Source organism: Enterobacter cloacae complex sp. SHL012, assembly GCF_049237505.1.
GTDB classification, from domain to species: Bacteria; Pseudomonadota; Gammaproteobacteria; order Enterobacterales; family Enterobacteriaceae; genus Enterobacter; species Enterobacter kobei.
The window spans coordinates 329,236-352,653 of record NZ_JBMKIZ010000001.1; the positions used below are offsets into that span (position 1 = coordinate 329,236).

Sequence of the window (23,418 nt, forward strand, 5' to 3'; positions counted from 1 at the left end):
AAAGTATTTAAAGCCCAAAATTAATGAGCATCATTTTGGGCATACTTGCCGATGCTTACTGGTTCCATGTTCTCATTAACGTCCGCTCTTCGCTCACTGCGGATCTTTTCTGGTCAGTCCCCGGTACCGGCTTGACAACGTTGCTGATATGATAATTTTTTGTTGATTTGGAGGGGGGGAATGAACACAAACACGATAGTCACGCTATTAAAGTTCAAGCGCTGGGCAGATGCAGAAACATTACAAGCGATAATGAAGGTAGATACGTTAGCGAATGCTGATAAGCATCATCTGATGCTCAGGCTTATGAACCATGTTTATGTCGTTGATATGATTTTCAGAGCCAACATTACTGGCCAAAAGCACCAATACACCGCGTTAAATACGCCAGAAACCCCGACTGCAGACGAGCTTCTGACAAAGATGTTCGAATGCACTGAATGGTATATTCAACACGTCGGTACAATGAACACGGCTGATCTTTCTGAAATCGTTAAATTTCGTTTCGTCGATGGTGGGTATGGTGAAATGAAGGCAGGAGATATGCTCAATCATGTCCTTTTTCACGGTTCATATCATCGCGGCGCGGTGGGCTGGATGCTTTCAGAAACGGGAATAACCCCTCCTAAGGATGTGTTAACCGTTTTCCTGAGGGACCATCATCAGGAGTGATTCAACCTGAGGGTTAACCAGATTTCACGCCGAACCGTTTCTCTTTTAAGGATGCCAGTATGACCAATTTTCATCAACTTACCGCCACCAGCCTGGATGGCCGTCTTATCTCAATGGACGACTATGCGGGTAAGGTGGTTTTGGTCGTGAATACTGCCAGCCAGTGTGGCTTCACGCCGCAATACGCGGGCCTTGAAGCGCTCTACACGAAATACGCCAGTCAAGGGTTAGTGGTGCTTGGTTTTCCCTGTAACCAGTTTGGGAAGCAGGAGCCCGGCGGCGCCGATGAAATCTCGAAGACTTGTTACATTAACTACGGCGTAAGTTTCCCCATGTTCGAGAAAGTTGAGGTAAACGGTGGCGCAGTGCACCCGGTGTTTCGTTATCTGAAAAACGAATTGCCTGGCGTGCTGGGAGGACGGATCAAATGGAATTTCACGAAGTTCCTGATCGGACGCGATGGGATGCCCCTCAAGCGTTTTGCACCGATGACGACGCCCGAGAAAATGGAGGATGCAATTCTTGAGGCACTGGGGAGGTGAGCGCTTTGGTAGTGATTTAGCGTGCATGATGAAAGACGAAATCGCAGGTTATTACCCTTGCGCCATAAAAAGGTTCATTGGAAGCATCGGGTTGTGTGAAAAATTGGTAGTTGAAACATGTCCAGTCAATACAGAAAAATAGATAACTATTTCTGAGGCTTAAATGGACTGAGAGGCAAGAAGTGAGCGTGTCTGAAACAATAAAGAAAATTGTTATGGTGGCATTACTGGTGAACATGGTCGCAGGATGTGCGCCGTTACATCCTTCTGGATGCCATAAGACCACGGCAACGGGCAGTTGCAGCTCAGGACGCTGGGACGATCAGGATGAGTGGGGCGCGCAAGCGCGGGCAATCAGGGCGGCAATAAATGCCAAACTGGATGAGCCGCAAAACTGGAAAGGGAAAAAATGCAGGCTGCATATTGAATTTGCTCAGGATGGCACGCCTTTAAACATATCCACCAGCAACGGCAATAAAGCCTATTGTGAAGCGATAAAATCAGCAGCCCATAAAGCCAAATTCCCGGCATTCAACAATCCGGAAGTCTACAGAGATTTTCAAAAATCCGGTTTCGATATGCGTGGGTAACACGCTAACCGCCCTTTGTAAGTTAGCGTCACGCTAAGTTACCACTCACTATGTCCGCCCCGGTTGCACATTTACACACAGATACCGGTTCTTCTGATATCTGTGTGCAACGTGTTCATTCCTGATGTTCAGGGATCCGGGCGATAACCTTTATCTCAAAATCAAATCCCGCCAGCCAGGTAACGCCCACGGCTGTCCAGTTCGGATACGGTGGCTTAGGGAAAAGTGTTTGTTTCACCTGCATAATGGCTGGAAATTGATTCTCCGGATCGGTATGAAAGGTGGTCACATCAACAAGATCGGCAAACGTACATCCTGCAGCGTCAAGCGTGGCCTTGAGATTATCGAAGGCACGCTCTACCTGCGTTGCAAAGTCGGGTTCGGGTGTACCGTCTTCCCGGCTACCCACCTGTCCGGAAACAAACAGTAAATCACCAGAGCGGATCGCTGCAGAATAACCGTGCTGCTCATACAGCGCGTGGCGATTTGCAGGGAAAACGGGTTTCGGTTGGTTCATAACGGATCCTTTCTTTGGACAGGGACAATGGATGCGCGGCATAAATAAATGAATTAAGATACGCGGCGTATGTCAACTTAATCACACATACGCCGCGTATGTCAAACGACTTGCGTGGTGTAGATTGCAAGGAGTTCTTATGGCAGCCAAACGCCGCGCCGAAACGATGGAAGAAACCCGCACTAAATTGATTGCGGCTGCACGTAAAGCCTTTGCCGAAAAAGGGTTTGCCGCAGCCTCGATGGATGATTTAACCGCCAGCGTGGGCCTGACGCGCGGGGCCCTGTATCATAATTTTGGCGATAAAAAAGGGTTACTTGCCGCTGTCGTTACCCAGATTGATTCTGAAATGGCGCAAAGCGCCAAAAGTGCAGCGGCACATGTGAAGGATGACCAGCAAAATCTTCTGGCAGAAGGGATAGCCTATATCGAGATGGCGCTGGATGAAGAAGTCCGTCGCATCGTTCTGCTTGATGGTCCGGCTTTTCTTGGGGACCCGGGAAAATGGCCGAGCCAGAATAACTGCCTCGACGCTACGCGTAAGAGCCTTTCCGACCTGATTGAACGCGGCTTAATCGAACCGGTAGATGTTGATGCCACCGCCTGGCTGTTAAACGGTGCCGCACTGAATGCCGCCCAGTGGGTGGCCGCCAGCGAAGATCCGCAGCAGGCATTACCAAAAGCGATTCAGGTTTTTACCCTGCTGGTAAATGGCCTGGTGAAGGGCGTCATACCTCCCGAAGCCACGGCGTAATCGTTAATCCCGTAAGCAAGCCCTCCGGGCTGAGCAGACGGGTGACGGTTTGCCCCCACGGTTCTGTGCGGTTTGCCACCAGCAACCGATAGCCTTTTTCAGTCAAAATACGGGTAGCCGAGTCCAGGTCCTGAACCTCGTACTCAACCCATCCTTGCGGTATCGGGTGCTCAGCGGGCCATTGTTCTTCTCCAAAGCAGGACATTGCCGCCTGTGTAAGCGGCCAGACGGCGAAATGCTTCACGCCTTTCAACTGGCCCACTTCTGCGAGCAGATAATCACTGTTCCCCTCCATCGGCTTAAGCGGAAGGCCGAGTGTATGGATATAAAACGCGGCGCTGGACGCTGTATCCCGTGAAATAGGCCCGAACCCAGCGACAAATAAAACATCAATTTCCGGTAACGCTTGCGGCATATCCCCTCCTGTATGACGTAACACTCACGCTGAATTTATCTTACGACCAGTTGAAATACGACTCTCAATTCTGGCATCGCTTTCACCGTGTCTACACGTTCCCGACGGGTTTAAATTTCAGTGCGATGACGTGCGTTTCAACGTGAGTTTTACTCAACCTCAGTTTTGGACTCATCACACTATACTTACGACCTGAAACCGAAGGGGGCGCACGAGCATGGTATGTCTGGCGAGAACTTATCCAGATCCCGCATGGATTTATCACACCCACGGCTGGTCTGAGTCAGCGCTTGAAAAATCCCTGTCTCTCTTAAAATTACCTGTCCGCGCGGAGCGGCAGATGCGATGTTTTCAACACGCTGGCAGCGTTTTGTTTCATAAATACCGTGGCTTATCGGCTTTTCAGAATGGTATAACGTCCTGCGGCAATCGGGTTGCCGCCCGCTGACTCCATTCACAAAGGTGTATATGAAACAAATTACGTTCAGTGACCTGCAGCAACAAAGCGAGCAGGCTGCCAATTCTCCTCGCTTACGCGCGCACCGAAATTTACATCCCGAACTGAGCGACCCGGTACAACGCCTGGCTATCGCGATGGAGCCAGGTACCTATGTTCGCCCTCATCGCCACCCGCACACGTTTGAACTGCTGACGGCTCTGAGCGGTCGCTTTCTGGTGTTGAATTTTGATGACAGCGGTAACGTGACCCAGCGCGTGGTGTTAGGTGAAGACTGCAAAGTGCTGGAGATGGATGCCGGTACCTGGCATGCCGTGCTGTCGCTGGATAAAGGCGGCGTCATTTTTGAGGTGAAACACGGCGGCTATCAGCCTGTTCCGGAGCACGATACCGCTCCATGGTCACCGGCTGAGAACGCGCCCGGTAGTGCGGAGCTGATGAAATGGTACGCTCAGGCACAGGTGGGTGATGGAGGTTTTACCCTGTAATTTTCTCTACTTTTCCCGACGCGCGGAAAGGCACGCCGGGATAGAGAGAGACGCTCCCGCCAACTCAACTGACCGTATTAAAATGCCAGTCGCCGGCAGTCGACAGCATCACGAATGGGCCGGCCAGCGTGCTGTTATGATGCGCAATGATGTCAGTGGCGGATAAATGTGCGTTATCCATTGTGGTATGCGCATCTGAAATCAATATCGTCCTGAAGCCCAGCTCCGGCGCGGCCCGGCAGGTGGTGTCGACACAAAATTCTGTTTTCATCCCGGCAATGACCAGCTGTTTGATGCCTCTCTGATTAAGTTCACGCAGCAATTCGGTATCCCGAAAACAGCTGGGATGGCGCTTGGTGAAAACAACATCCTGCTCCTTCACGTCCAGCTCGGGTATCAGCTGCGTCAACGGCCCCTGCGCTGAAAAGGGCGAGTCGTCTGGTCCAACATGGCGGGCAAAAAAGACGGGTACCTGAGCGTGGCGCGCGTTGGCTATTAACAAACGGATATTTGCCAGAACGGCATCGGCGGAACAGGGTGAGACCGGGCCCCGGAAGAGGCCCTGCTGCATGTCGATAATTAAGAGAGCATTGTCAGAAATCATTTTCTTTCTCCATTCAGAGGGCGGTGAACGGAGAGGTATTTCCCCGTCCAGTTAGGCGGGGATTGAGGTTCTGTTTGTCAGTCGTTTGCTACAGATACGCTCATGCCGCCGAAGGTGCCGGTGGTGGTGAGGGTGGTTGTTGGCTGAACTGACTGATACATGGAATGACCTTTGTTTATTCATTCCGCTATATGCGGAATGAGCACGTTAGTTATAGCGTTGCTTAACGCATTGCTTCAAGACACCAATTTGAGTAGGGGTACGATGCAGCGGCAGGAAGCTGTCAGCAAAGGCTCGTAACCTGCTGTGCACGCCTTTGCTGACTGAATAGCCGGGATTACTTAAGGCCCTCTAGCCCCTTCAGGAACTCCTCCACCTGCTCAGGCATCGCCGTGTCTGCCTGGTAAAGAATATCGAGTTTGACGTTCTTCAAACCGCAGAAGCCGAAAATGCCCTCGACTATTTGAGTCTGAATCGCCGTCGAATAACCATGTTTATCGAAACCGTTAAGATCGCTGCCAGCAGTCGCAATAAGGCGAACGGGAACGTCGCGCAAATTGCCCACAATCCGGCCGTCTTCTGCCACTTTATACGCCCAGTTCAGCGTCAGAACGCGATCAAACCAGCCTTTCAACAGACCGGGAACGGACCACCAGTACACCGGGAAAACGAGTACCAGCATATCCGCCCGCTCGACCCGCTGCTGCTCGCGCAGAATATCTTCAGGAAGGGCGCTCGGATCGCCGTGGTACAAATCAAGATCGGCGCGGGACATGGCCGGGTTAAACCCTTCGGCATGCAGATCGGCCATCTCCACCTGCGTACCCTGTTCACGCAGTTTCCCGGCAATGCGGGCGGCCAGCGAATGGGATAACGAATTGTCGACAGGGTGAGCCGTCACGATCAGTGCATTATTAATGGCATGTGTAGCAGACATAGCGACCTCGAATGGGTGAGAATTGACGTTTATATTACTATTGGTAACTTAGCTGTCAATCCGCACCCAACGATCATTTTGTGCTATTCACGTAGGTCTCCAGCACCCCGGTGATGGCGCCGCTGAGGGTATCTTCCGCAACATTTCGGGCGAGCACGCCGTTACACGCGGCGGTGCTGAGCGCGTCCGCCGCACCAATGATGGCCGTCAATACCGCTTCTCCCTGAACGCCTTTCAGGACGACAAAAGGGGAAAGCGCGGTACGCAGGCAGTCGGCGCATTCGGCAACGCACGCCTCACGAAACGACTGCAACGCGCGAGAGCCGGACAGCGCCGCGGCGATGGGCCCGGTTTCGGGCCCGGCGGTCATGGCGCAATCAATATAGGCGGCGCTGAAAAAGCGGATCGTCTTGTCCAGCGTTTTGCTGTCTACCGCCAGCGTCTCACGGAATTTCACCAACTGCCGATCGCTATAATCCTGATACAAGGCCATCAGCAACCCTTCACGATCGCCAAAATGGTCGTAGGGGATAGGCTTGGTCACGTTGGCCCGCTCCGCCAGGTAACCCAACGTCAGTGCCTCCGTGCCTTGCTGGCGGACAATTCCGCGCGCCACTTCCAGCAGCTGTACGCGGCGATCCTCTTTTCTTAAGCGCTTAACAACCATGCTTTCCTCGGAACAGTTATCTACTTAGGGTAGTTTACACGTTTTCTGCCGGGGACTGCACGCGCTGTTCCGCAGGGCGGATCCGGAACCAGATCGCATACATCGCAGGCAGGAACACCAGCGTAATGGCCGTACCGCCTAAGGTTCCGCCAATCAACGTGTAAGCCAGGGTTCCCCAGAATACCGAATGCGTCAGAGGAATAAACGCCAGCACGGCGGCAAGAGCCGTCAGCAGTACGGGCCGGGCTCGCTGAACCGTCGCCTCGACCACCGCGTGGAACGGATCGAGACCGTCCTTCTGGTTATGATCGATTTGCCCAATCAGGATCAGCGTATTGCGCATAAGAATGCCTGAAAGGGCGATCAACCCCACCAGCGCGTTGATGCCAAACGGCTGATTGAAAATCAACAGGGTCGGCACCACGCCAATCAGCCCCAGCGGCGCGGTAAGGAACACCATCACCATCGCCGAGAGCGAACGCACCTGCAGAATGATGATCAGCAGCGTCAGCGCAATCATGATCGGGAACAGCGGAATCATTGCCTGCGTGGCTTTGCCCGATTCCTCAATCGAACCGGCCATCTCAATGCGGTATCCGGCCGGTAGCGTATCTATAATCGGCTGGAGCTGTTTCATGATGGCGACCGATACATCCGGTGGCTGAAGATTGTCGGCGATATCACCCCGCACGGTAATGGTCGGAGTGCGGTCGCGGCGGCGCAAAATCGGGTCTTCCATACCGATCTCAATCTTTCCAATTTGAGACAGCGGAACGCGCTGCCCCGCATTGCCGACGAGGGTAAAACCCTCAATTTTTGCCGGGTCGAGACGGATATCCCCCGCGGCGCGCCCCATGACCTCTACCGAGCGAATATCTTCTCGCACGGCGGTAATTGGCACGCCTGAGAGCAAGAACTGAAGCTGCTCAGCCACGGCACTGGACGTTAAGCCGGTGGCCTGCAGACGGTTTTGATCGAGGGTGAAATGCAATACCGGAATGCGTGATCCCCAGTCGGTATTGACGGTACGCATCATTGGGCTTGCCTGTAGGACGCCTTTCACCTTGTCTGCGATATCGCGTAAGGTACCGACATCCGGCCCCGAAACGCGCCAGGCAACCGGGAAGGGCGAGTACGGGCCAAAGACCAGTTGCGTCACCCGCACGCGGGCGTCAGGCGCCAGGCCGCTGGCGACAGCCTCCCTGAGCCTGAACTTGAGCGCTTCGCGTGACGTCTCGCTGTCCGTCAGGATCACGATTTTTGCAAAAGACGGGTCAGGTAATTCGGGGGCCATCGCCAGGTAAAAGCGGGGCGATCCCTGGCCAATATAGGCCGTCACGATGTTGGCCTCAGGCTGCTGGCTCAACCATGCTTCTATTTTTGCGGTTGCGGCACGGGTCTGTTCGATTGAGGTGCCATAGGGCATCTGCACTTCAACCAGCACTTCCGGGCGATCGGATGTCGGGAAAAATTGTTTTTTTACCAGTCCCATGCCGAATATGGCGAGGATGAAAATAGCGACCACGGCACCGGCCACCCGCCATTTTCCGGCGATAACGCGGCTCAGCATCCGGCGAAAACGGTTATAACGCGGCGTGTCATAGATGGCGGCATGGCCTCCTTCCACTTTGGGAATGGCCGGGAGGATCTTCACCCCAAGATAGGGGGTAAACACCACGGCGACAAACCACGATGCAATCAGGGCGAGGCCGACAATCCAGAACATATTGCTGGTGTATTCCCCGGCGGTTGACTGGGCAAAACCGTTTGGCATAAAGCCAATTGCCGTCACCAGCGTACCCGCCAGCATTGGCGCGGCGGTATGGCTCCAGGCGTAGGCGGAGGCTTTGACCCGGTCGTAACCTTCCTCCATTTTGACCACCATCATTTCGATGGCGATAATGGCATCATCAACCAGTAAGCCGAGGGCAAGGATCAGGGAGCCCAGCGTGACACGGTCAAAGTTTATCCCCACGGCTTCCATCACCACGAAGACCACCGCCAGCGTCAACGGTACCGCCGCTGCAACCACCACCCCCACGCGCCAGCCCATGCTGACAAAACAGACCACCATCACCACCAGCAGGGCGACGAAGAATTTGATCATAAACTCATCCACCGCCGAGCTGATGTTCACTGACTGGTCGGTGACTTTGCTCAGGGTCATGCCCAGCGGCAGACGCGCGTTTATTTTTGCCGTTTCGGCATCCAGCGCTTTACCCAGTGCCAGACCATTCCAGCCCTCACGCATGACGATACCCAGCAGAAGGGCGGGTTCATGCTGGTTACGTATCAGCATCGTAGGGGGATCTTCATAGCCCCGTTCAACCGTCGCCACATCGGACAGCCTGAGCGTTTTGCCCTGAGCTACAACGGGTGTATCGCGGATCTTCTGCAACTCATCAAACGCGCCGTCGAGGCGGATAAACATCTGGGCGCCCCGGGTCTCAATAGAGCCCGCTGCTTTTAACGCGTTCTGATTGTTAAGGGCGTTGAAAATATCCTGCGGCGAAAGACCCAACGTAGCCAGTCGGTCATGAGAGAAAGCGATGTATATCCGCTCCGCCTGTTCGCCGATAATGTTCACTTTCTTCACGCCGGGTACGTGCAAAAGTTGCTGGCGCATGGCTTCGGCATCACGTACCAGCTGCCGCTGGGGTTCACCTTTCGCTTTCAGGGCAAAAAGGGCAAAGGTGACATCGGCGAATTCGTCATTGATCATCGGGCCGATCGTCCCAGCAGGGAGATTCAGTGATTCGTCTCCCAGCTTTTTCCGCGCCTGATAGAACGCCTCCTGCACCTCTGCGGGGGGCGTTTTGTCTTGCAACGATAAGGTGATAAACGCCATGCCGGGGCGGGTATAGGTTTCCGTCCGGTCATACCATTTGAGCTCCTGCAGGCGTTTTTCCAGCGGTTCGGCGACCTGATCCTGCATCTCCTGCGCGGTTGCGCCGGGCCAGACGGATATCACCGTCATTTGCTTCACCGTAAAAGGGGGATCTTCCGCGCGGCCAAGCCCAAAAAAGGCGTAGATACCGGCAATCGTCACAAGGACGATCAGAAACAGGGTGATGGAGCGCTCGCGCACGGCAAGCGCTGACAGGTTGAAGCGACTTCCGCTCATGGCGTGTTCTCCGCCAGCGCGGCATTGCGTTGTTCTGCAAGCCTGACGATTTCACCCTCGTGCAAAAGGTGTGCGCCCAGCGCCACAATCTTCTCGCCTGGCTTCACGCTGCCCGTGACCTGCGCGGCATCTTCACCCACGCTTAGCACCTTCACCGGCGTCCAGGTAACCTTTGCCGGCCTGGCGGAAATGCGCCAGACACCGGGGCCTTTGCCAGCATCGTAGAGTGAGGCGAGCGGAACCTGCATGACCTGACGTTCCGCTTTTGGGTCCTGAACGTTCAGCGTGACGGTTGCCCCCAGCGGCGCGTTTGCCAGGTCACCATTCAGCACGTAGCGGGCTTCATAGGTGCGGGTTGTGGCATCGGCTGAATCAGACAGCAGGCGCAGCGTTGCGCTGACCGGGTGTTTTTCATTGCCATAAAGTGTGGCCAGTGCAGGGCTGCCAACGGCAGGGCGCAGGGTCTCGGGGAACTGCACGAGCGCTTCACGTTGTCCCGCCCTGGCGAGTCGGATCACCACTTGCCCGGCACTCACCACCTGACCCGGCTCGGCGAGGGTTTCCATCACTACCCCGTCTGAATCCGCCAGCAGTACGGCATAGCCCGTTGCGTTTTGCGCCACGTTGGCCTGCGCCCGGGCTGCGCTGAGTTCCGCTCTGGCGGAATCGGCGGCGGCTTTGATCTGATCATACTCCGAGGCGGACACGGCGCCGGACGCCACAAGACCGCGATAACGCGCCTCATCGCTGGACGCTTTTCTCGCACGCGCCTGGGCAGCATCCACCGTGCGCTGCTGTGCCTGAGCCTGTAATTTCAGGTCAACCGGATCGAGGCGCAGTAACGGCTGACCCTGTCTGACGGTTTGCCCGGTATCGACGAGTCGCTCAAGGATTTTCCCCTGAACCCTGAAACCCAAATCACTTTGCGTTCTCGCCACCACCACGCCGGTAAAGGCGTGAGCAGTATTGTTCGCAAGCTCGATGGCGGCGGATCTGACAAGCGGTGGCTTAGTGCGCGGATCGTCACTCGCGGAATTATCGCCGCACGCCACGAGGACAAACGGCAGAAGGCTAACGGCAAGGCGGGCTGTATTGAGCCTGAGCATGGGAAACCCTTATAGAAGTAACAGGACAGTTTCCGCATTCTCAGACTAGTGACCAATAAAGTCAATGGTCACTAGTCAGGGGGCCAGGCTTCTTAATACCAGCGAAGAGAGAAGCACCGCCGCAGTGGGGGCCGTTTCGAGGTTGTATTGCAGCTGTATGGGATTGATATAAGGGCACATCACCATGTGGATAGCCTGCGTGACCTCATCCAGCGGCGTTTTTCTTTCGAATTCACCCGCCTGCCTGCCTTCAATAATGATGCTCTCAATCAGCTTCATCAGGCCGTCTGTATACCTTTCAGTAGACGGCCATTTGTCCCGTGCGGCGACGGCGGCAATGTCGTAAAGCTTCCGATCGTGGAAAAACAGCTCGCTTCCGGCCTCGGCAAGCGCTTTGAACAGACGGCGTAATTTTTCGCTGGCTGACGGCGCATCCTCGATGGCAGAAAGCACCGCCGCCATGATCAGCTCCAGGCGGTTAGCGCAGATCACCTCGCCAATAGCCTGTTTGGAATCGAAAAACTTATAAATGTAGGACTTAGAGAAACCGATGGATTTCGCGAGTTCGGCGACGGTGGTTTTTTCATAGCCGTAATGCCCGAAGTGCTCAAAAGCCGCTTCGACGATTTGCTCTCTGACAGAATGGTCAAGTGGACCACGTATTGATGGGGCGTTCATATTTTTAGTCATTATTTAAGCTTAGCGTGACAGGCCAGGATTGACAACGAGTGACTATATCGTAATTTGGTTACTGTTGTTTCCTCATGAGTTCAAACGGGAAGACCCACCCGATGGGGTAAGTGTATCACTGTTTTTCGCGCATTAAGGCAGTCTTGTGTCGATGAATTTTAAGCGGGTTAAACCAACATTCACGCTACCGTTTTTTTAGCCAGTCGAGAAAAAACTGGCTAAAGGCCGTGACCTGAAGCGGCTGCAGTTTACGCTGCGGGTAAACAAACTGTAGCCCGACATCTTTGCGGTCGTATCGGCTAAAACCGGTAAAACTGTCAGCAAACAGGACGGTGAGTCTTCCGGCCTCAACATCGTCCTTCACATCCCACCAGGATTTCCCCGCAATGCCAGCGCCGCTGAGCGCCCACTGACGAAGCAATGCCCCGTCGTCGCACACCATGGCTGGCTCTACGCGAACGACACTTTCCTCGCCATCTTTTTCAAAGCGCCATTCGTTCATCACCACGCCCTGAGACTCAAGTGCCAGGCACCGGTGATGGGCTAACTCCGCAAATGTGGCGGGGACGCCGCGGTTGCTAAGATACGCCGCAGAGGCCACCAGCACCCGATGATTTGGGCGGATGTTTCTGACGACCAGGCTGCTGTCCGGCAGGTTACCGAAACGCACGCTCATATCCAGCCGGTTAGCGACCAGATCTTCAACATGTTCTCTTAACGCGATGAAAAATTTCACGTCAGGATGGCGTCGGGAAAACTCCACCACGGCGGGGCTAAGATACTGTCTGCCAAAATCCGAGGGGGCAGAAAGGCGAATATTGCCGCTGAGGACGCCCTCTTTTTGCGTCAGGAGCGACTCGGCATGGCGCATCTCTTCCAGCACGCGCAGCGCGGCATGATAAAACTCTTCTCCGGCACGGGTCAGCGTGATGGATCGCGTTGAACGGTGAAACAGGCGAGTCTGGTAACGTTCTTCAATCGCCTTCAGTCTGGCCGTCATGGTCGCAGGAGAGAGCGACAGCCGTCGTCCGGCGGCGGAAAGCCCCCCGGCCTCGGCCACTTCAACCAGCAATGCCATATCTTCAAGCTTGCCCATTATTCATATTTTCCGAAAAGTGCATCAGTTTTCAGTGTAATTATCAAAATGAAATACCGCCTGTAAAGTGATTTCATCCAAACCATAAGGGATGAAAACATGAACCGTTCCTCACTTTTTGACCGTTACCGGTTGGGTCAGCAGGACCTGAAAAACCGTATCGTTATGGCGCCAATGACCCGCGCGCGTTCCCTTCAGCCAGGCAATATTCCCTCGTCGCTGATGGCGGAATACTACCGGCAGCGGGCCAGCGCGGGTTTAATCATCACCGAAGCCACCCAGATCTCCCCGCAGGGCCAGGGATACTCCTGGACTCCCGGCATCCATTCGCCGGAGCAGGTTTCAGGATGGCAACTCACGACGGGGGCCGTGCATCAGGCGGGCGGGGTGATTTTTTCTCAGCTCTGGCACGTCGGGCGAATGTCGCACGCCAGTTTTCATCAGGATGGTCTGCCCGTGGCCCCGTCAGCGCTGGCACCGGACGCGAAAGTGTGGGTGGTGAACGAAAAGGGCGAAGGCCAAATGGTTGACTGCCCGCAGCCAAGAACGCTGACGCGCAAAGACATTCACGGCATCATCGCGGACTATCGCCAGGCGGCACTGAATGCCGTCCAGGCCGGCTTTGATGGCGTGGAAGTTCACGGCGGAAACGGCTATTTGATTGACCAGTTCCTGCGTCAAACCTCCAATAAACGCACGGACGAGTATGGCGGCACGCTTGCTAACCGGATCCGCTTTGCCCAGGAGGTCTTGTACGCGATTGCGGAGGCCATTGGGCCCGAGCGTACGGGCATCCGCCTTTCGCCGTTTATTACCCAGCGGGGGATGAATGACCCGCAGGTGATCGACGCCATCCTCGCTCTGGCGGCCTGGTGCGAACAACACGGGATAGCATTCATCCACCTGGCGGAAGCCGACTGGGACGACGCGCCGCAGGTACCCGACATTTTCCGTCAATCCCTGCGCGAGACGTTTAGCGGAACCCTTATCGTCGCGGGCAACTATGACCTTAACAAAGCCGAACAAATACTTACGGCTGGCTATGCCGATTTGATTGCCTTCGGAAGGCCATTTATTGCCAACCCGGATTTACCTCACCGGCTGGCGCACAAGTTGCCGCTGGCCCAGGTGCGCGATCCCGCCACGCTGTTTGGTGGCAGTGCGACGGGATATACCGATTATCCCACCTTGCCGTTATCCTGATAAATTATCGAGAGAAAATAATGAACTATTCGACCTGTTTTCGTTCTGCCTTATTGCCGCTTATTTTTATCGGTCTGTCGGGCGCTGCTTATTCGGCGCAGGAGGAGTGGGTGAAACCACAGCAGCTGATTGTCGATAAAAGCCTGCCGCAGGCGCAATTAGCCGCGAATGAGGCTGCAGCCAGAAAATATGCAACGTTCTGGAATACGGGGACGCCGTCTCTGGCGCGTGAAGCGCTTGCAGTTAACTTTATTGATAAAACGCCGCCGGAAGGGCGTAAACAGGGACCCGAGGGCGCTATTTTAGCCTCCCGGGCATTTCGTACTGCCGTACCTGATTTGCGCTGTGACGTTGAGCAGATGGTTATTTCCGGTAATCGTGTGGTCTCCCATTTACATTTTCACGGCACGTTTACCGGAACATTTGGCGAGCTAAAAGGAAAGGGGCAGAAAATAGATTTTATCGCCACGGATATCTATGAAATTAATGACGGTAAAATTGTGGCTAACTGGCATATTGAGGACAACCTGACGCTGATGAAACAGCTGGGCGCACTGTAAATTCATCACTCCGGGGGCGCCCCGGAGTGATGCGAAAATCCTATAACCCCAGATCGCTCAGCGAGGGGTGATCGTCCGGGCGTCTGCCCTGCGGCCAGTGGAACAGTCGCTCAGATTCTTTTATTGGCATATCGTTCACGCAGGCAAAACGACGCTTCATCAACCCGTCCGCTTCAAACTCCCAGTTTTCATTGCCGTAGGAACGGTACCAGTTGCCGGAATCATCATGCCATTCATAAGCATAGCGCACCGCGATCCGGTTATCCGTAAATGCCCAGAGCTCCTTAATCAGGCGGTAACCCAGCTCTTTTTTCCACTTCCGTTCCAGAAACGCCTGCGCTTCTTCACGGTTGGTGGCGAATTCTGCGCGGTTGCGCCATTGGGTATCCAGCGAATAGGCCAGCGCGACTTTTGCCGGGTCGCGACTGTTCCAGCCGTCTTCGGCGAGTCTGACTTTTTCGATGGCGCTTTCACGGGTGAAGGGCGGTAAAGGAGGGCGTGTATTCATGGCGATTACCTCAGTGTGATATCATGTAGACAGATCTGTCTACTTGTGTTAATCTATGCCTGAAAAATAACGTTGTCAACATCCCTTTTTGAGGCTGCCGAAAAATGAAAACAGAACCCGCAAGCAACGAGACAAAAATCAGCGTCAGGGATAAAATATTACATACCGCTCACGATCTCTTTTATTCCACGGGCTTCAAGGCAACGGGCGTGGATATGTTGATTAAAGAGGCGAAAGTGACCAAGGTAACTTTCTATCGCCACTTTCCGAGTAAAAGTTTATTGATTCTCGCCTATTTGCACTATCGGCATGAAATATGGATGAACTGGTTTGAGACCTCATTGCGGCGTAATCTCAACGCCGGTCAGGCATCGTCAGAGGCATTATCTGCCACGCTTTACGAATGGTTTGTTTCACCCGAGTTTCACGGCTGCGCGTTTATTAACGCCAGTGCAGAGGCGAAGTCTGAAGATATTGAAAGTGAAATAAAGGCGATATGCCGTGACCATAAACTCGAAACAAAGAAAATGATTACGTCGCTGACGAAGATCGCTGATGAGCGCGTGATCAACGAAATCATGTTGCTTATTGACGGCGCCATTATTCATGCGCAAATGGGCGTGGAGACGGATGCTGTCCTCCACTCGTTATCACGCGGTCTGGAACAGTTAATGGAAAAATAAGCTTTTCCGGGGGGGTAACGGCTGTAAACACCCGCACCCCAGTAACCGGTACGGGGGCGGGTCTGTTCTTTCCAGCCAGATGCGAGCAGTTCTTTCGCAATATACCGGTTGATAATTCCGTGTCCCATCAGCAGGACGGGTGCGTCGGCATCCTTCGCTGCCTTCATCAGGATCCCCGCCGCCTTAGCGGCACGGATTTTTGCGACGCTAACCGATCTATAAAATATTTTTATGCGCGCGTATTCTGTGGGAATGCGCTGGGCATAACCATTCAGGGTAAAGGAAACGGAAAATGAGAACACAGAAGCGATGTCTGGGGTGCGTGGCTATTGTGGTTGATGACTACGATCGCGCAATTGAATACTACACCGACAAGCTGGGGTTTACCCTTGTCGAGGACACGCCGCAGCAGGATAAACGCTGGGTTGTCGTCACGCCAAATCCGGAAAGCGACTGCAATATTCTGCTGGCACGGGCTTCTAATGAGAGGCAGGAAGCCTTTATCGGCAATCAATGCGGTGGCCGGGTTTTCCTGTTCCTTCAGACGGATGATTTTTGGCGCGATTACCATGCCATGAAAGAAAAAGGCGTTCATTTCTGTGAAGCACCTCGTGAGGAAGAGTACGGTACGGTGGTGGTGTTTGAAGATCTCTACGGCAACCGCTGGGACCTCTTTCAAAAGGCCCAGGGCTGAATCGCACCAGAATATTGGTCACTCCCGCTGCGCCAGAGAAAGCGCGCTGGCGCTGGCGGGATCGAACAGTGAGAGGCTCTCTATCTGATTGAGTAAAATCACCTTTCGGAATGACATAGCGCTGCGGGGTTCGGAGTCGAGCGTGATGTCATGCTCCGCATACCACTTGCTGTAATTATTCTCGATGCGCAAATTCATTGTCTTCTCGTCTCTGTACCCGCTTAACATCGGTATCAGCACAATATTGGCCGTGTTTTCGTATTCCAGCGTCGCGGTGTGGATCATGCCGATATATATCCGCCGCGACCGAAGCGTCACCTGCGCCAGCTCGCCTTGCTCCATACACTGATAGAGCAGTTGTTCAATACCGCTCGACTGGGCAAGCCGTTTGTAGAGCTTTTTCCGGCTTTCACCGTCCAGCCTGGCGCTGCCTGCCCAGTTGGAGCGATAGAGGCAAAACAGGATGGCAAACGCCAGCATCACGACCACAGGCGCCTGAATGCCTAAAAAACTCCAGTTCATAAAGTCGATTTGCCAGTCGGTATATTTCGGTGAGGCAAAGTGAAAGGCGTTATTGGCGGCAGAAAGGGCGAGAAGCAGGAGCCAAAGCAGTCCCGTGGCAACCACGCCCTGGAGCACGAAAATACAGCCATAAAGCGCAACAAGGAAATAGACGTCCCAGCCGAAAGAGCGCTTGATTTTAAAGCGCGTCGACAGATCGCGACTGGTGTACCAGTACCCGCACACCATCAGCACCATAAATATCGCCGTTCCCATATCAGGCCCTCTTCAGCGCGTTGACGTGCCGCAGAAAATCCTGCCGTACCTCATTGCTTTTGTAGTTCACCGATGCATTCCCGTCCTGGTCGATGATGATGCGGTCACCATCCTCCACGGCTTCGATGATCTCCTGCTGACTCATCACCTGCAGCAAGGATTCAGGGCTTGAGAAAAATGAGAAAAAGAAACGTCTCACGTCAGGCATCCTTATGAATTTAAAAGAATAAGCCTGGAAGAAGATTGGGAGATTTGCCTTAAGTTTAAACTGAAAAAACAAAGCCGGGTGGCGGCTACGCCTTACCCGGCCTACAAAAGACAGTTTTTGGTCTGACATTAACTTATTGATATATTTGAAATATTAAAAATAGATATGCACAAACTTGGACAAATAACGTTAATTGTGTAAGTTTTAATTATGCGATTACGCCACGTTGTTTACAGCCAGGATGTGACCCATGAGCACTTTGCCCTCTGTCGTGAGTCGGTTTGTTGAGTACTACAGCGCACTGGATAGCCAGCCGCCCTCCGCACTGGTCGGGCTTTATCATTCGGATGCCACGCTAATCGATCCGTTCGGCGAGCACGACGGTATCTTTGCGCTTCAGCGCTATTTCACCCATCTGCTGGCGAATGTCGAAAACTGCCGTTTTACCATTGATCCACCGCTGTGCAGTGAAAACCGCTTTGTTGTGACCTGGGTGATGCACTGGTCGCACCCGCGCATCGCCGGAGGGGACCCGCTCGAACTGCCGGGCTGTTCGGTGGTGGACACGGAAAAGGGTCTTATCACGCGTCAGCGCGACTACTACGATGCGGGAGAGATGATCTACGAACATCTTCCGCTGCTGGGCTGGGCGGTACGCGGCGTGAAGCGGAGGGTGAAATCATGAAAACGGTACTGATCACCGGCGCAAGCTCGGGTATTGGCGCCGGGCTGGCGACCTCCTTCGCTGCGGAGGGGTACCACGTGATTGCCTGTGGGCGGGATCCTGCGCGCCTTGAAGCCTTGCATCAGACCTGCCCCAATCTCACGGTTCGCCTGTTCGATATGACAGACAGGGACGCCTGTCGCCAGGCGCTGAGCGGCGTTTACGCCGATCTGGTTATTCTCTGCGCCGGTACCTGCGAGTACCTCGATCGGGGCGTAGTGGACGCGGCGCTGGTGGAGCGGGTTATGAACACCAATTTCCTCGGCCCGGTGAACTGTCTTGCCGCGTTGCAGCCGCAGCTGGCTGCCGGCAACCGCGTGGTGCTGGTGAGTTCGATGGCCCATTGGCTTCCGTTCCCGCGGGCAGAAGCCTACGGCGCGTCTAAAGCCGCGCTGAGCTGGTTTGCGGACAGTCTGCGCCTGGACTGGGAGCCCAAAGGGATTGCCGTCACGGTGATCTCCCCAGGCTTTGTCGATACCCCCCTGACGCGCAAAAACGATTTCGCCATGCCGGGCAGGGTGAGCGTTGACGAGGCGGTCAAGGCGATCCGTTCCGGACTGGCGAAAGGGAAAATGCACATCGCGTTTCCCACCCGATTCGGCTTCATTTTGCGGCTGCTCTCCAGGCTACCCGCGTTTTTGCAGCGCACACTGCTGCGCAGGATGGTACGTTCATGAAGATTGCGATTATCGGCAGCGGAATTGCCGGCCTGACCTGCGCCTGGCGGCTGGCCGGTCACCATCAGGTGACCCTGTTTGAAGCGGGCGCCACGCCTGGCGGCCATACCGCAACGGTAGATGTCTCGACGCCACAGGGCAACTGGGCGATTGATACCGGCTTTATCGTCTACAACGACCGGACCTATCCGCGCTTTATGGGCCTGCTCAGCGAGCTCGGCATCAGCGGGCAAAAAACGCAGATGAGCTTTTCGGTGCACAACCCCCAGACGGGGCTGGAGTACAACGGACACACCCTGACGTCGCTGTTTGCCCAGCGCCGAAATCTGGTGAATCCGGCATTCTGGCGTCTGCTCGGAGAGATCGTCCGCTTTAATCGGCTGGCAAAACAGGCGCTGGAAGGGGACGTGGATCCGCACGCCACGCTGGAGACGTTTCTGCAACAGCATGGCTTCACGCCGTTTTTTGCGCGCCACTACATTCTGCCGATGGGCGCCGCCATCTGGTCGTCGTCGTTGCAGGAGATGAAGCGTTTCCCGCTGCCGCTCTTCCTGCGCTTTTTTAATCATCATGGTCTGCTGGATATTACCCATCGTCCGCAGTGGTACGTGGTACCGGGCGGCTCGCGGGAGTACATCCGCGCAATGCTGGAAAAGCTGGGCGACCGCCTGACGTTACGCCTGAACGCGCCGGTGCAGCGTGTCAGCCGCCACAAAGACGGGGTCACGCTTCAGTTCGAAAACGCCAGCCATACCTTCGATCAGGTGATTTTTGCCTGCCACTCCGCCGAGGCGCTGGCCATGCTTGAGGCGCCGACGCCAGCAGAGCGCGAGGTGCTGGGGGATATCGGCTGGCAGCGCAACGAGGTAATTTTGCACAGCGATCCGCGCTGGCTGCCGGTACGCAAGCGCGCGTGGGCCAGCTGGAACTACCGCCTGAGCGAGCATGAGCAGGCCAGCGCCTGCGTCACCTACAACATGAACATTCTGCAAGGGCTGCCAGAGGGGAGCCCGCTGTTCTGCGTCACCCTGAACCCGGAAACGCCGGTGGATGAACGCTTCGTGTTACAGCGCTTTGTTTATGAACATCCGCTGTTTAACCCGCAAAGCTGGCGGGCGCAGGCGCGTCGCGGTGAGATCAACGGTCACCAGCGAAGCTGGTTCTGCGGGGCTTACTGGTACAACGGTTTTCACGAGGATGGCGTCCGCAGCGCGCTGGACGTGGTCAACGCGATCGCGGCCGGAGAGGGGAACTAAGATGAACAGCTGCCTCTATCACGGCGTATTACGCCACCGCCGCCTCCAGCCGAAAACCCACGAATTTCGCTACAGCGTCTTTATGGCCTGGCTGGATCTGGATGAACTGCCGCTGCTGGCTGACGTCGGCGTACGGCGCAATCGCTTCGCCGCCGCCGCGTTTTATGACAGGGACTATCCGCTGGGTACGCCGCTCAAAGAGAACGTCCTGAACACGCTGGAGGGGCTCACCGGAGAACGTCCCGGCGGACGAGTCATGCTCCTGACGCAGCTGCGCTATTTTGGGTTTCATTTCAATCCAGTCAACTTTTACTACTGCTATGACGAGAAGGGGACGTTGGGCTGGGTGCTGGCGGAGGTCCGCAACACGCCGTGGAACGAGCGGCATTACTATGCCGTCAACGGACAGGACGCGCAGCCGACGGAAAAAGCGTTTCACGTTTCCCCCTTCAACCCAATGGACATGATCTACCACTGGCGCTTCAACAACCCGGATAACACGTTGCATATGCACATTGAAAATCATCAGGACGCGAAGGTGTTTGACGCCACGCTGGCGCTACGCCGGGAGCCTCTGACGCGTCCGGCACTGCGTGCGTTACTGCTGCGCATTCCACTGATGACCCTGAAAACCGTTTTCGCTATTTACTGGCAGGCGCTGAGGCTGTGGCTCAAGCGCGTGCCGCTGCATAACCATCCCGTCAGCAGGAGTGAACGCTCATGACCGATCCCGTCTTTGCGCTAGAACCCGATATCCCGCGCAACGTCCGCATTGCGCGTTGGCTGCTTTTCCGTCTGTTAAGCGGTATTCGTGGCGGCTCGCTCACGCTGCGTGAAGGGGCACAGACATTCCATTTTGGCGAGACATCCTCCGCGCTGCACGCCGACATTCAGATCCTCGCGCCCGGCGTCTACTGGCGCGTCTTAACGGGCGGGAGCCTTGCCGCCGCAGAAGCCTGGATGGATGGCGAATGGGAAACCACGCAACTCACACCGCTTCTGGAAATCCTGGCCCTTAATGGCGAGGTGCTTGGCCGTCTGGAGAAAGGGTTCCGGCTGCTCGGTAGACCGCTGGAGCGGCTGCGCCACTGGACGCGGCGCAATTCCCGGGCCCAGGCGCGTGAAAATATTGCCGCGCATTACGACCTGGGCAACACCTTTTATTCACATTTTCTGGATAAGGAGCTGCTTTACTCCAGCGCGCTGTTTACTGCGGATGAGCAGGATCTCACGGCGGCGCAGCAGGCCAAAATGGCGCGTCTGTGCGAACAGCTGGCGCTGTGTGAGTCCGATCACCTGCTGGAGATCGGTACCGGCTGGGGGGCGATGGCGGAATACGCGGCACGTCACTACGGCTGTCGGGTGACCACCACCACGCTGTCGCAGGAGCAGTATATCTGGGCAACCGAGCGGATCGCCCGCGCGGGGTTGCAGGACCGCGTTGAGGTTCTGCTCTGTGATTATCGCGACCTCACCGGGCAGTACGACAAGCTGGTCTCGATAGAGATGATTGAAGCCGTCGGGCAACGCTATCTGCCCGTGTTCTTCCGTACCTGTCAGGCGCGGCTGCGCCCGGGTGGCCGGATGGCGATTCAGGCCATTACCATTCAGGACCAGCGCTACCGCGACTACAGCAAAAGCGTCGATTTTATCCAGCGCTACATTTTCCCCGGCGGCTTCCTGCCGAGCATCACAGCGATGAATGAGCTGATGACGCGCCATACCGATTTTGTGGTCCGTAACCTCTTTGACATGGGGCCAGACTATGCCCGCACGCTGGCCCACTGGCGGCAGCGCTTTGTTCATGCCTGGCAGGAGATTGAAAAGCTCGGCTTCGACGAACGGTTCCGCCGTATGTGGCTGTACTACTTTGGCTACTGCGAAGCCGGGTTTAACGCCCGCACCATCAGCGTGGTGCAACTGACCGCCGAACGCGTATGAGACGTTATCTTCAGGTCTTTCTGCTGGCCGTCGGGTTCGATCTTTACTGGGCGCTGGTGGTGATCTTTCGTGAGCAGGGCCTGATTATCTGGCTTGCGCTGGCGGTGCTCGCCTGCCTGTTTTTGCCGCCGGTATACCGCCTTTACGCCATCGGTCTGGCGGCAGCGGGCAGCGTACTGGATGCGCTCTGGGCGTTGACGGGGCTGATTGCCTTCACCGGCGAGTCCCTGATGCCGCTATGGATGGTGGCATTGTGGCTGATGTTCGCCACCGTCTGGACACAGCTTGCTCGCACGACCACGTTACCCGGCTGGCTGCTGACGCTGCTGGCCGCCGTGGGAGGGCCGGTGGCGTACCTGATTGGCGAGCGGCTGGGTGCTATCACCTTTCAGGAGCCGACCTTTATCGTCGTCAGCTGGATGGTGCCGGGCTGGCTGGTATTAATGTTGTTTTTCCACCTGCTGATGGGGAGACAAAAATGAGAGCAGCGGTTTTCCTCCTTTGGCTGACGATGGTGATCCCTGCGGCCCACGCCGCCGACTGGCTGGCCTGGCGTAAGGTGGGTGACGCCACGCTCACCTGGGGCCCGTTTACGGTTTATACCTCCCAGCTGCGCACGCCGGACGGTCGCTACCGCGCGGCGGATCAGGATCAGGCGTTGATTATCACCTACGCGCGCGACATTGAACGTGATGAACTGGTGGAGGCCACGCGCGATCAGTGGCAGGCGCAGGGGATTTTGCAGCGGGAGCCGCAAAGCGAAGGCTGGTTACAGATGCTTCGTTCGCTGTGGCCGGATGTCCGGCCGGGCTCACAGCTGGCGTTTGTCCTCGATGATAAGCAGGGACAGTTCTGGTACCGCGCGTCAGCAACGCAGAAAAGCTTTATTCCACTTGGCCCGCGCCAGTCAGAAGCATTCAGCACGCGCTTTCTGGCCATCTGGCTCGATCCCCGCACGCAATATCCTGAACTGCGTCAGCAGTTACTTGGAGGACAAAAATGAAACGTTTCCTGATGATGGTGCTGGCATTGACCATGCTGCTGGCAGGCTGTAGCACAGAGGTGGCCGAGTATCGCCAGCAGCAGCCACGGCTTGATATCTTCGACTACTTCCAGGGGAAAACCGAAGCGTGGGGCATGGTGCAGGATCGCAGCGGTAAACAGATCCGCCGCTTTCACGTGGAGATTGCCGGGGATGTTATCGGCGATACGCTGACGCTCAATGAGCACTTCGTGTATGACGATGGCGAGAAGCAACAGCGGGTATGGCACATCCGCAGGCTGGGGAACGATCGCTACGAGGGAACGGCGGGGGATATCGAAGGGGTCGCTACGGGGCAGGCGGCAGGTAACGCCTTTAACTGGCATTACAGCATGAAAGTCAAAGCCAACGGCAGTAGCTGGCTATTGAAGTTTGACGACTGGATGTACCTGCAGGATGAGACCCATCTGTTTAATAAAACCGAGATGAAGAAATTTGGCGTCACCGTCGCCACGGTGACGCTGTTCTTTACCCGGAAGACGTGAG

29 protein-coding genes are annotated in these 23,418 nt (G+C 55.4%); 17 read left to right on the top strand and 12 right to left on the bottom strand.

Going from position 1 to position 23,418, the window contains the following annotated elements:
* Positions 1–180: 180 nt before the first annotated feature.
* The 3 genes from ACOTY9_RS01670 to ACOTY9_RS01680 all read left to right on the top strand — a co-directional run bounded on the left by ACOTY9_RS01670 (position 181) and on the right by ACOTY9_RS01680 (position 1,804).
* Positions 181–672: a DinB family protein gene (locus ACOTY9_RS01670; protein ID WP_348565524.1), complete on the top strand. Its 492-nt coding sequence runs from the start codon at positions 181–183 to the stop codon at positions 670–672.
* A gap of 59 nt (positions 673–731) precedes the next feature.
* Positions 732–1,214, top strand: a complete 483-nt coding sequence (locus ACOTY9_RS01675) for a glutathione peroxidase (RefSeq protein WP_348565523.1) — start codon at positions 732–734, stop codon at positions 1,212–1,214.
* A 215-nt stretch (positions 1,215–1,429) separates the two neighbouring features.
* Positions 1,430–1,804, top strand: a complete 375-nt coding sequence (locus tag ACOTY9_RS01680) for a cell envelope integrity TolA C-terminal domain-containing protein (RefSeq protein ID WP_348565737.1) — start codon at positions 1,430–1,432, stop codon at positions 1,802–1,804.
* Between the two features lie 115 nt (positions 1,805–1,919).
* Here ACOTY9_RS01680 and ACOTY9_RS01685 read toward each other — a convergent pair whose 3' ends face one another.
* Positions 1,920–2,321 (bottom strand): RidA family protein, encoded by a 402-nt coding sequence (locus tag ACOTY9_RS01685; RefSeq protein WP_014883721.1) that lies wholly within the window; start codon positions 2,319–2,321, stop codon positions 1,920–1,922.
* A 139-nt stretch (positions 2,322–2,460) separates the two neighbouring features.
* On the opposite strand from ACOTY9_RS01685, the gene ACOTY9_RS01690 reads away from it, so the two are divergent.
* Positions 2,461–3,075, top strand: coding sequence for a TetR/AcrR family transcriptional regulator (locus ACOTY9_RS01690; protein WP_348565522.1), 615 nt, complete (start codon positions 2,461–2,463; stop codon positions 3,073–3,075).
* Here ACOTY9_RS01690 and ACOTY9_RS01695 read toward each other — a convergent pair.
* A complete protein-coding gene (locus tag ACOTY9_RS01695; protein ID WP_014883723.1) occupies positions 3,050–3,490 on the bottom strand; it encodes a VOC family protein in 441 nt (146 codons plus the stop codon). The two genes, ACOTY9_RS01690 and ACOTY9_RS01695, sit on opposite strands and share 26 nt — an antisense overlap.
* A 468-nt stretch (positions 3,491–3,958) precedes the next feature.
* Between ACOTY9_RS01695 and ACOTY9_RS01700 the strand changes: the two genes are divergently transcribed.
* Entirely contained in the window at positions 3,959–4,435 is a 477-nt protein-coding gene (locus ACOTY9_RS01700) for a WbuC family cupin fold metalloprotein (RefSeq protein WP_014883727.1), read from the top strand.
* A gap of 64 nt (positions 4,436–4,499) precedes the next feature.
* On the opposite strand, the gene ACOTY9_RS01705 is transcribed toward ACOTY9_RS01700, so the two are convergent.
* The 7 genes from ACOTY9_RS01705 to ACOTY9_RS01735 all read right to left on the bottom strand — a co-directional run bounded on the left by ACOTY9_RS01705 (position 4,500) and on the right by ACOTY9_RS01735 (position 12,659).
* Positions 4,500–5,039: a cysteine hydrolase family protein gene (locus ACOTY9_RS01705; RefSeq protein WP_014883728.1), complete on the bottom strand. Its 540-nt coding sequence runs from the start codon at positions 5,037–5,039 to the stop codon at positions 4,500–4,502.
* Positions 5,040–5,376: 337 nt separating this feature from the next.
* Entirely contained in the window at positions 5,377–5,976 is a 600-nt protein-coding gene (locus ACOTY9_RS01710; protein ID WP_047027391.1) for an NAD(P)H-dependent oxidoreductase, read from the bottom strand.
* Positions 5,977–6,049: 73 nt separating this feature from the next.
* Positions 6,050–6,643 carry a TetR/AcrR family transcriptional regulator gene (locus ACOTY9_RS01715; protein WP_348565521.1) on the bottom strand — a complete coding sequence of 198 codons (594 nt, stop codon included), beginning with the start codon at positions 6,641–6,643 and terminating at the stop codon, positions 6,050–6,052.
* A 34-nt stretch (positions 6,644–6,677) separates the two neighbouring features.
* The gene (locus ACOTY9_RS01720; RefSeq protein WP_421637295.1) at positions 6,678–9,767 is read right to left on the bottom strand and encodes an efflux RND transporter permease subunit; all 3,090 of its coding nucleotides are present in this window, start codon (positions 9,765–9,767) and stop codon (positions 6,678–6,680) included.
* A complete protein-coding gene (locus tag ACOTY9_RS01725; RefSeq protein ID WP_014883732.1) occupies positions 9,764–10,873 on the bottom strand; it encodes an efflux RND transporter periplasmic adaptor subunit in 1,110 nt (369 codons plus the stop codon). The genes ACOTY9_RS01720 and ACOTY9_RS01725 overlap by 4 nt, the downstream gene beginning before the upstream one ends.
* A 75-nt stretch (positions 10,874–10,948) precedes the next feature.
* Positions 10,949–11,563 carry a TetR/AcrR family transcriptional regulator gene (locus tag ACOTY9_RS01730; RefSeq protein ID WP_045268106.1) on the bottom strand — a complete coding sequence of 205 codons (615 nt, stop codon included), beginning with the start codon at positions 11,561–11,563 and terminating at the stop codon, positions 10,949–10,951.
* 184 nt (positions 11,564–11,747) lie between these two features.
* Positions 11,748–12,659, bottom strand: coding sequence for a LysR family transcriptional regulator (locus ACOTY9_RS01735; RefSeq protein ID WP_045282069.1), 912 nt, complete (start codon positions 12,657–12,659; stop codon positions 11,748–11,750).
* Positions 12,660–12,758: 99 nt separating this feature from the next.
* Here ACOTY9_RS01735 and ACOTY9_RS01740 point away from each other — a divergent pair, with 99 nt between their 5' ends.
* Positions 12,759–13,862 (top strand): alkene reductase, encoded by a 1,104-nt coding sequence (locus ACOTY9_RS01740; RefSeq protein ID WP_348565519.1) that lies wholly within the window; start codon positions 12,759–12,761, stop codon positions 13,860–13,862.
* A 20-nt stretch (positions 13,863–13,882) separates the two neighbouring features.
* The gene (locus tag ACOTY9_RS01745) at positions 13,883–14,422 is read left to right on the top strand and encodes an ester cyclase (protein ID WP_241820334.1); all 540 of its coding nucleotides are present in this window, start codon (positions 13,883–13,885) and stop codon (positions 14,420–14,422) included.
* Between the two features lie 40 nt (positions 14,423–14,462).
* Here the strand turns inward: ACOTY9_RS01745 and ACOTY9_RS01750 are convergent, their stop codons facing one another.
* On the bottom strand, positions 14,463–14,930 hold the full coding sequence (locus ACOTY9_RS01750; RefSeq protein ID WP_014883739.1) for a DUF1348 family protein: 468 nt from the start codon (positions 14,928–14,930) through the stop codon (positions 14,463–14,465).
* 104 nt (positions 14,931–15,034) lie between these two features.
* Between ACOTY9_RS01750 and ACOTY9_RS01755 the strand changes: the two genes are divergently transcribed.
* On the top strand, positions 15,035–15,613 hold the full coding sequence (locus ACOTY9_RS01755) for a TetR/AcrR family transcriptional regulator (protein WP_348565518.1): 579 nt from the start codon (positions 15,035–15,037) through the stop codon (positions 15,611–15,613).
* Between the two features lie 292 nt (positions 15,614–15,905).
* A complete protein-coding gene (locus ACOTY9_RS01760; protein ID WP_023330350.1) occupies positions 15,906–16,307 on the top strand; it encodes a VOC family protein in 402 nt (133 codons plus the stop codon).
* A gap of 18 nt (positions 16,308–16,325) precedes the next feature.
* Here the strand turns inward: ACOTY9_RS01760 and ACOTY9_RS01765 are convergent, their stop codons facing one another.
* Both ACOTY9_RS01765 and ACOTY9_RS01770 read right to left on the bottom strand, forming a co-directional pair.
* The gene (locus ACOTY9_RS01765) at positions 16,326–17,084 is read right to left on the bottom strand and encodes a hypothetical protein (RefSeq protein WP_023330351.1); all 759 of its coding nucleotides are present in this window, start codon (positions 17,082–17,084) and stop codon (positions 16,326–16,328) included.
* 1 nt (position 17,085) lies between these two features.
* On the bottom strand, positions 17,086–17,283 hold the full coding sequence (locus ACOTY9_RS01770; protein ID WP_045135163.1) for a hypothetical protein: 198 nt from the start codon (positions 17,281–17,283) through the stop codon (positions 17,086–17,088).
* A 259-nt stretch (positions 17,284–17,542) separates the two neighbouring features.
* Between ACOTY9_RS01770 and ACOTY9_RS01775 the strand changes: the two genes are divergently transcribed.
* The 8 genes from ACOTY9_RS01775 to ACOTY9_RS01810 are packed head-to-tail and all read left to right on the top strand — an operon-like array spanning position 17,543 to position 23,417.
* On the top strand, positions 17,543–17,977 hold the full coding sequence (locus ACOTY9_RS01775; protein ID WP_014883743.1) for a nuclear transport factor 2 family protein: 435 nt from the start codon (positions 17,543–17,545) through the stop codon (positions 17,975–17,977).
* Entirely contained in the window at positions 17,974–18,693 is a 720-nt protein-coding gene (locus ACOTY9_RS01780) for an SDR family NAD(P)-dependent oxidoreductase (protein ID WP_045135153.1), read from the top strand. Before ACOTY9_RS01775 ends, ACOTY9_RS01780 begins: the two co-directional genes overlap by 4 nt.
* A complete protein-coding gene (locus tag ACOTY9_RS01785) occupies positions 18,690–19,949 on the top strand; it encodes an NAD(P)/FAD-dependent oxidoreductase (protein WP_348565517.1) in 1,260 nt (419 codons plus the stop codon). Before ACOTY9_RS01780 ends, ACOTY9_RS01785 begins: the two co-directional genes overlap by 4 nt.
* 1 nt (position 19,950) lies before the next feature.
* Positions 19,951–20,673: a DUF1365 domain-containing protein gene (locus ACOTY9_RS01790; RefSeq protein WP_180261778.1), complete on the top strand. Its 723-nt coding sequence runs from the start codon at positions 19,951–19,953 to the stop codon at positions 20,671–20,673.
* Positions 20,670–21,890, top strand: coding sequence for an SAM-dependent methyltransferase (locus ACOTY9_RS01795; RefSeq protein ID WP_014883747.1), 1,221 nt, complete (start codon positions 20,670–20,672; stop codon positions 21,888–21,890). Before ACOTY9_RS01790 ends, ACOTY9_RS01795 begins: the two co-directional genes overlap by 4 nt.
* Positions 21,887–22,372, top strand: a complete 486-nt coding sequence (locus ACOTY9_RS01800; protein WP_014883748.1) for a DUF2878 domain-containing protein — start codon at positions 21,887–21,889, stop codon at positions 22,370–22,372. Before ACOTY9_RS01795 ends, ACOTY9_RS01800 begins: the two co-directional genes overlap by 4 nt.
* Positions 22,369–22,893 carry a hypothetical protein gene (locus tag ACOTY9_RS01805; RefSeq protein WP_014883749.1) on the top strand — a complete coding sequence of 175 codons (525 nt, stop codon included), beginning with the start codon at positions 22,369–22,371 and terminating at the stop codon, positions 22,891–22,893. Before ACOTY9_RS01800 ends, ACOTY9_RS01805 begins: the two co-directional genes overlap by 4 nt.
* Positions 22,890–23,417, top strand: a complete 528-nt coding sequence (locus ACOTY9_RS01810; RefSeq protein ID WP_014883750.1) for a DUF3833 domain-containing protein — start codon at positions 22,890–22,892, stop codon at positions 23,415–23,417. Before ACOTY9_RS01805 ends, ACOTY9_RS01810 begins: the two co-directional genes overlap by 4 nt.
* Position 23,418 lies beyond the last annotated feature (1 nt).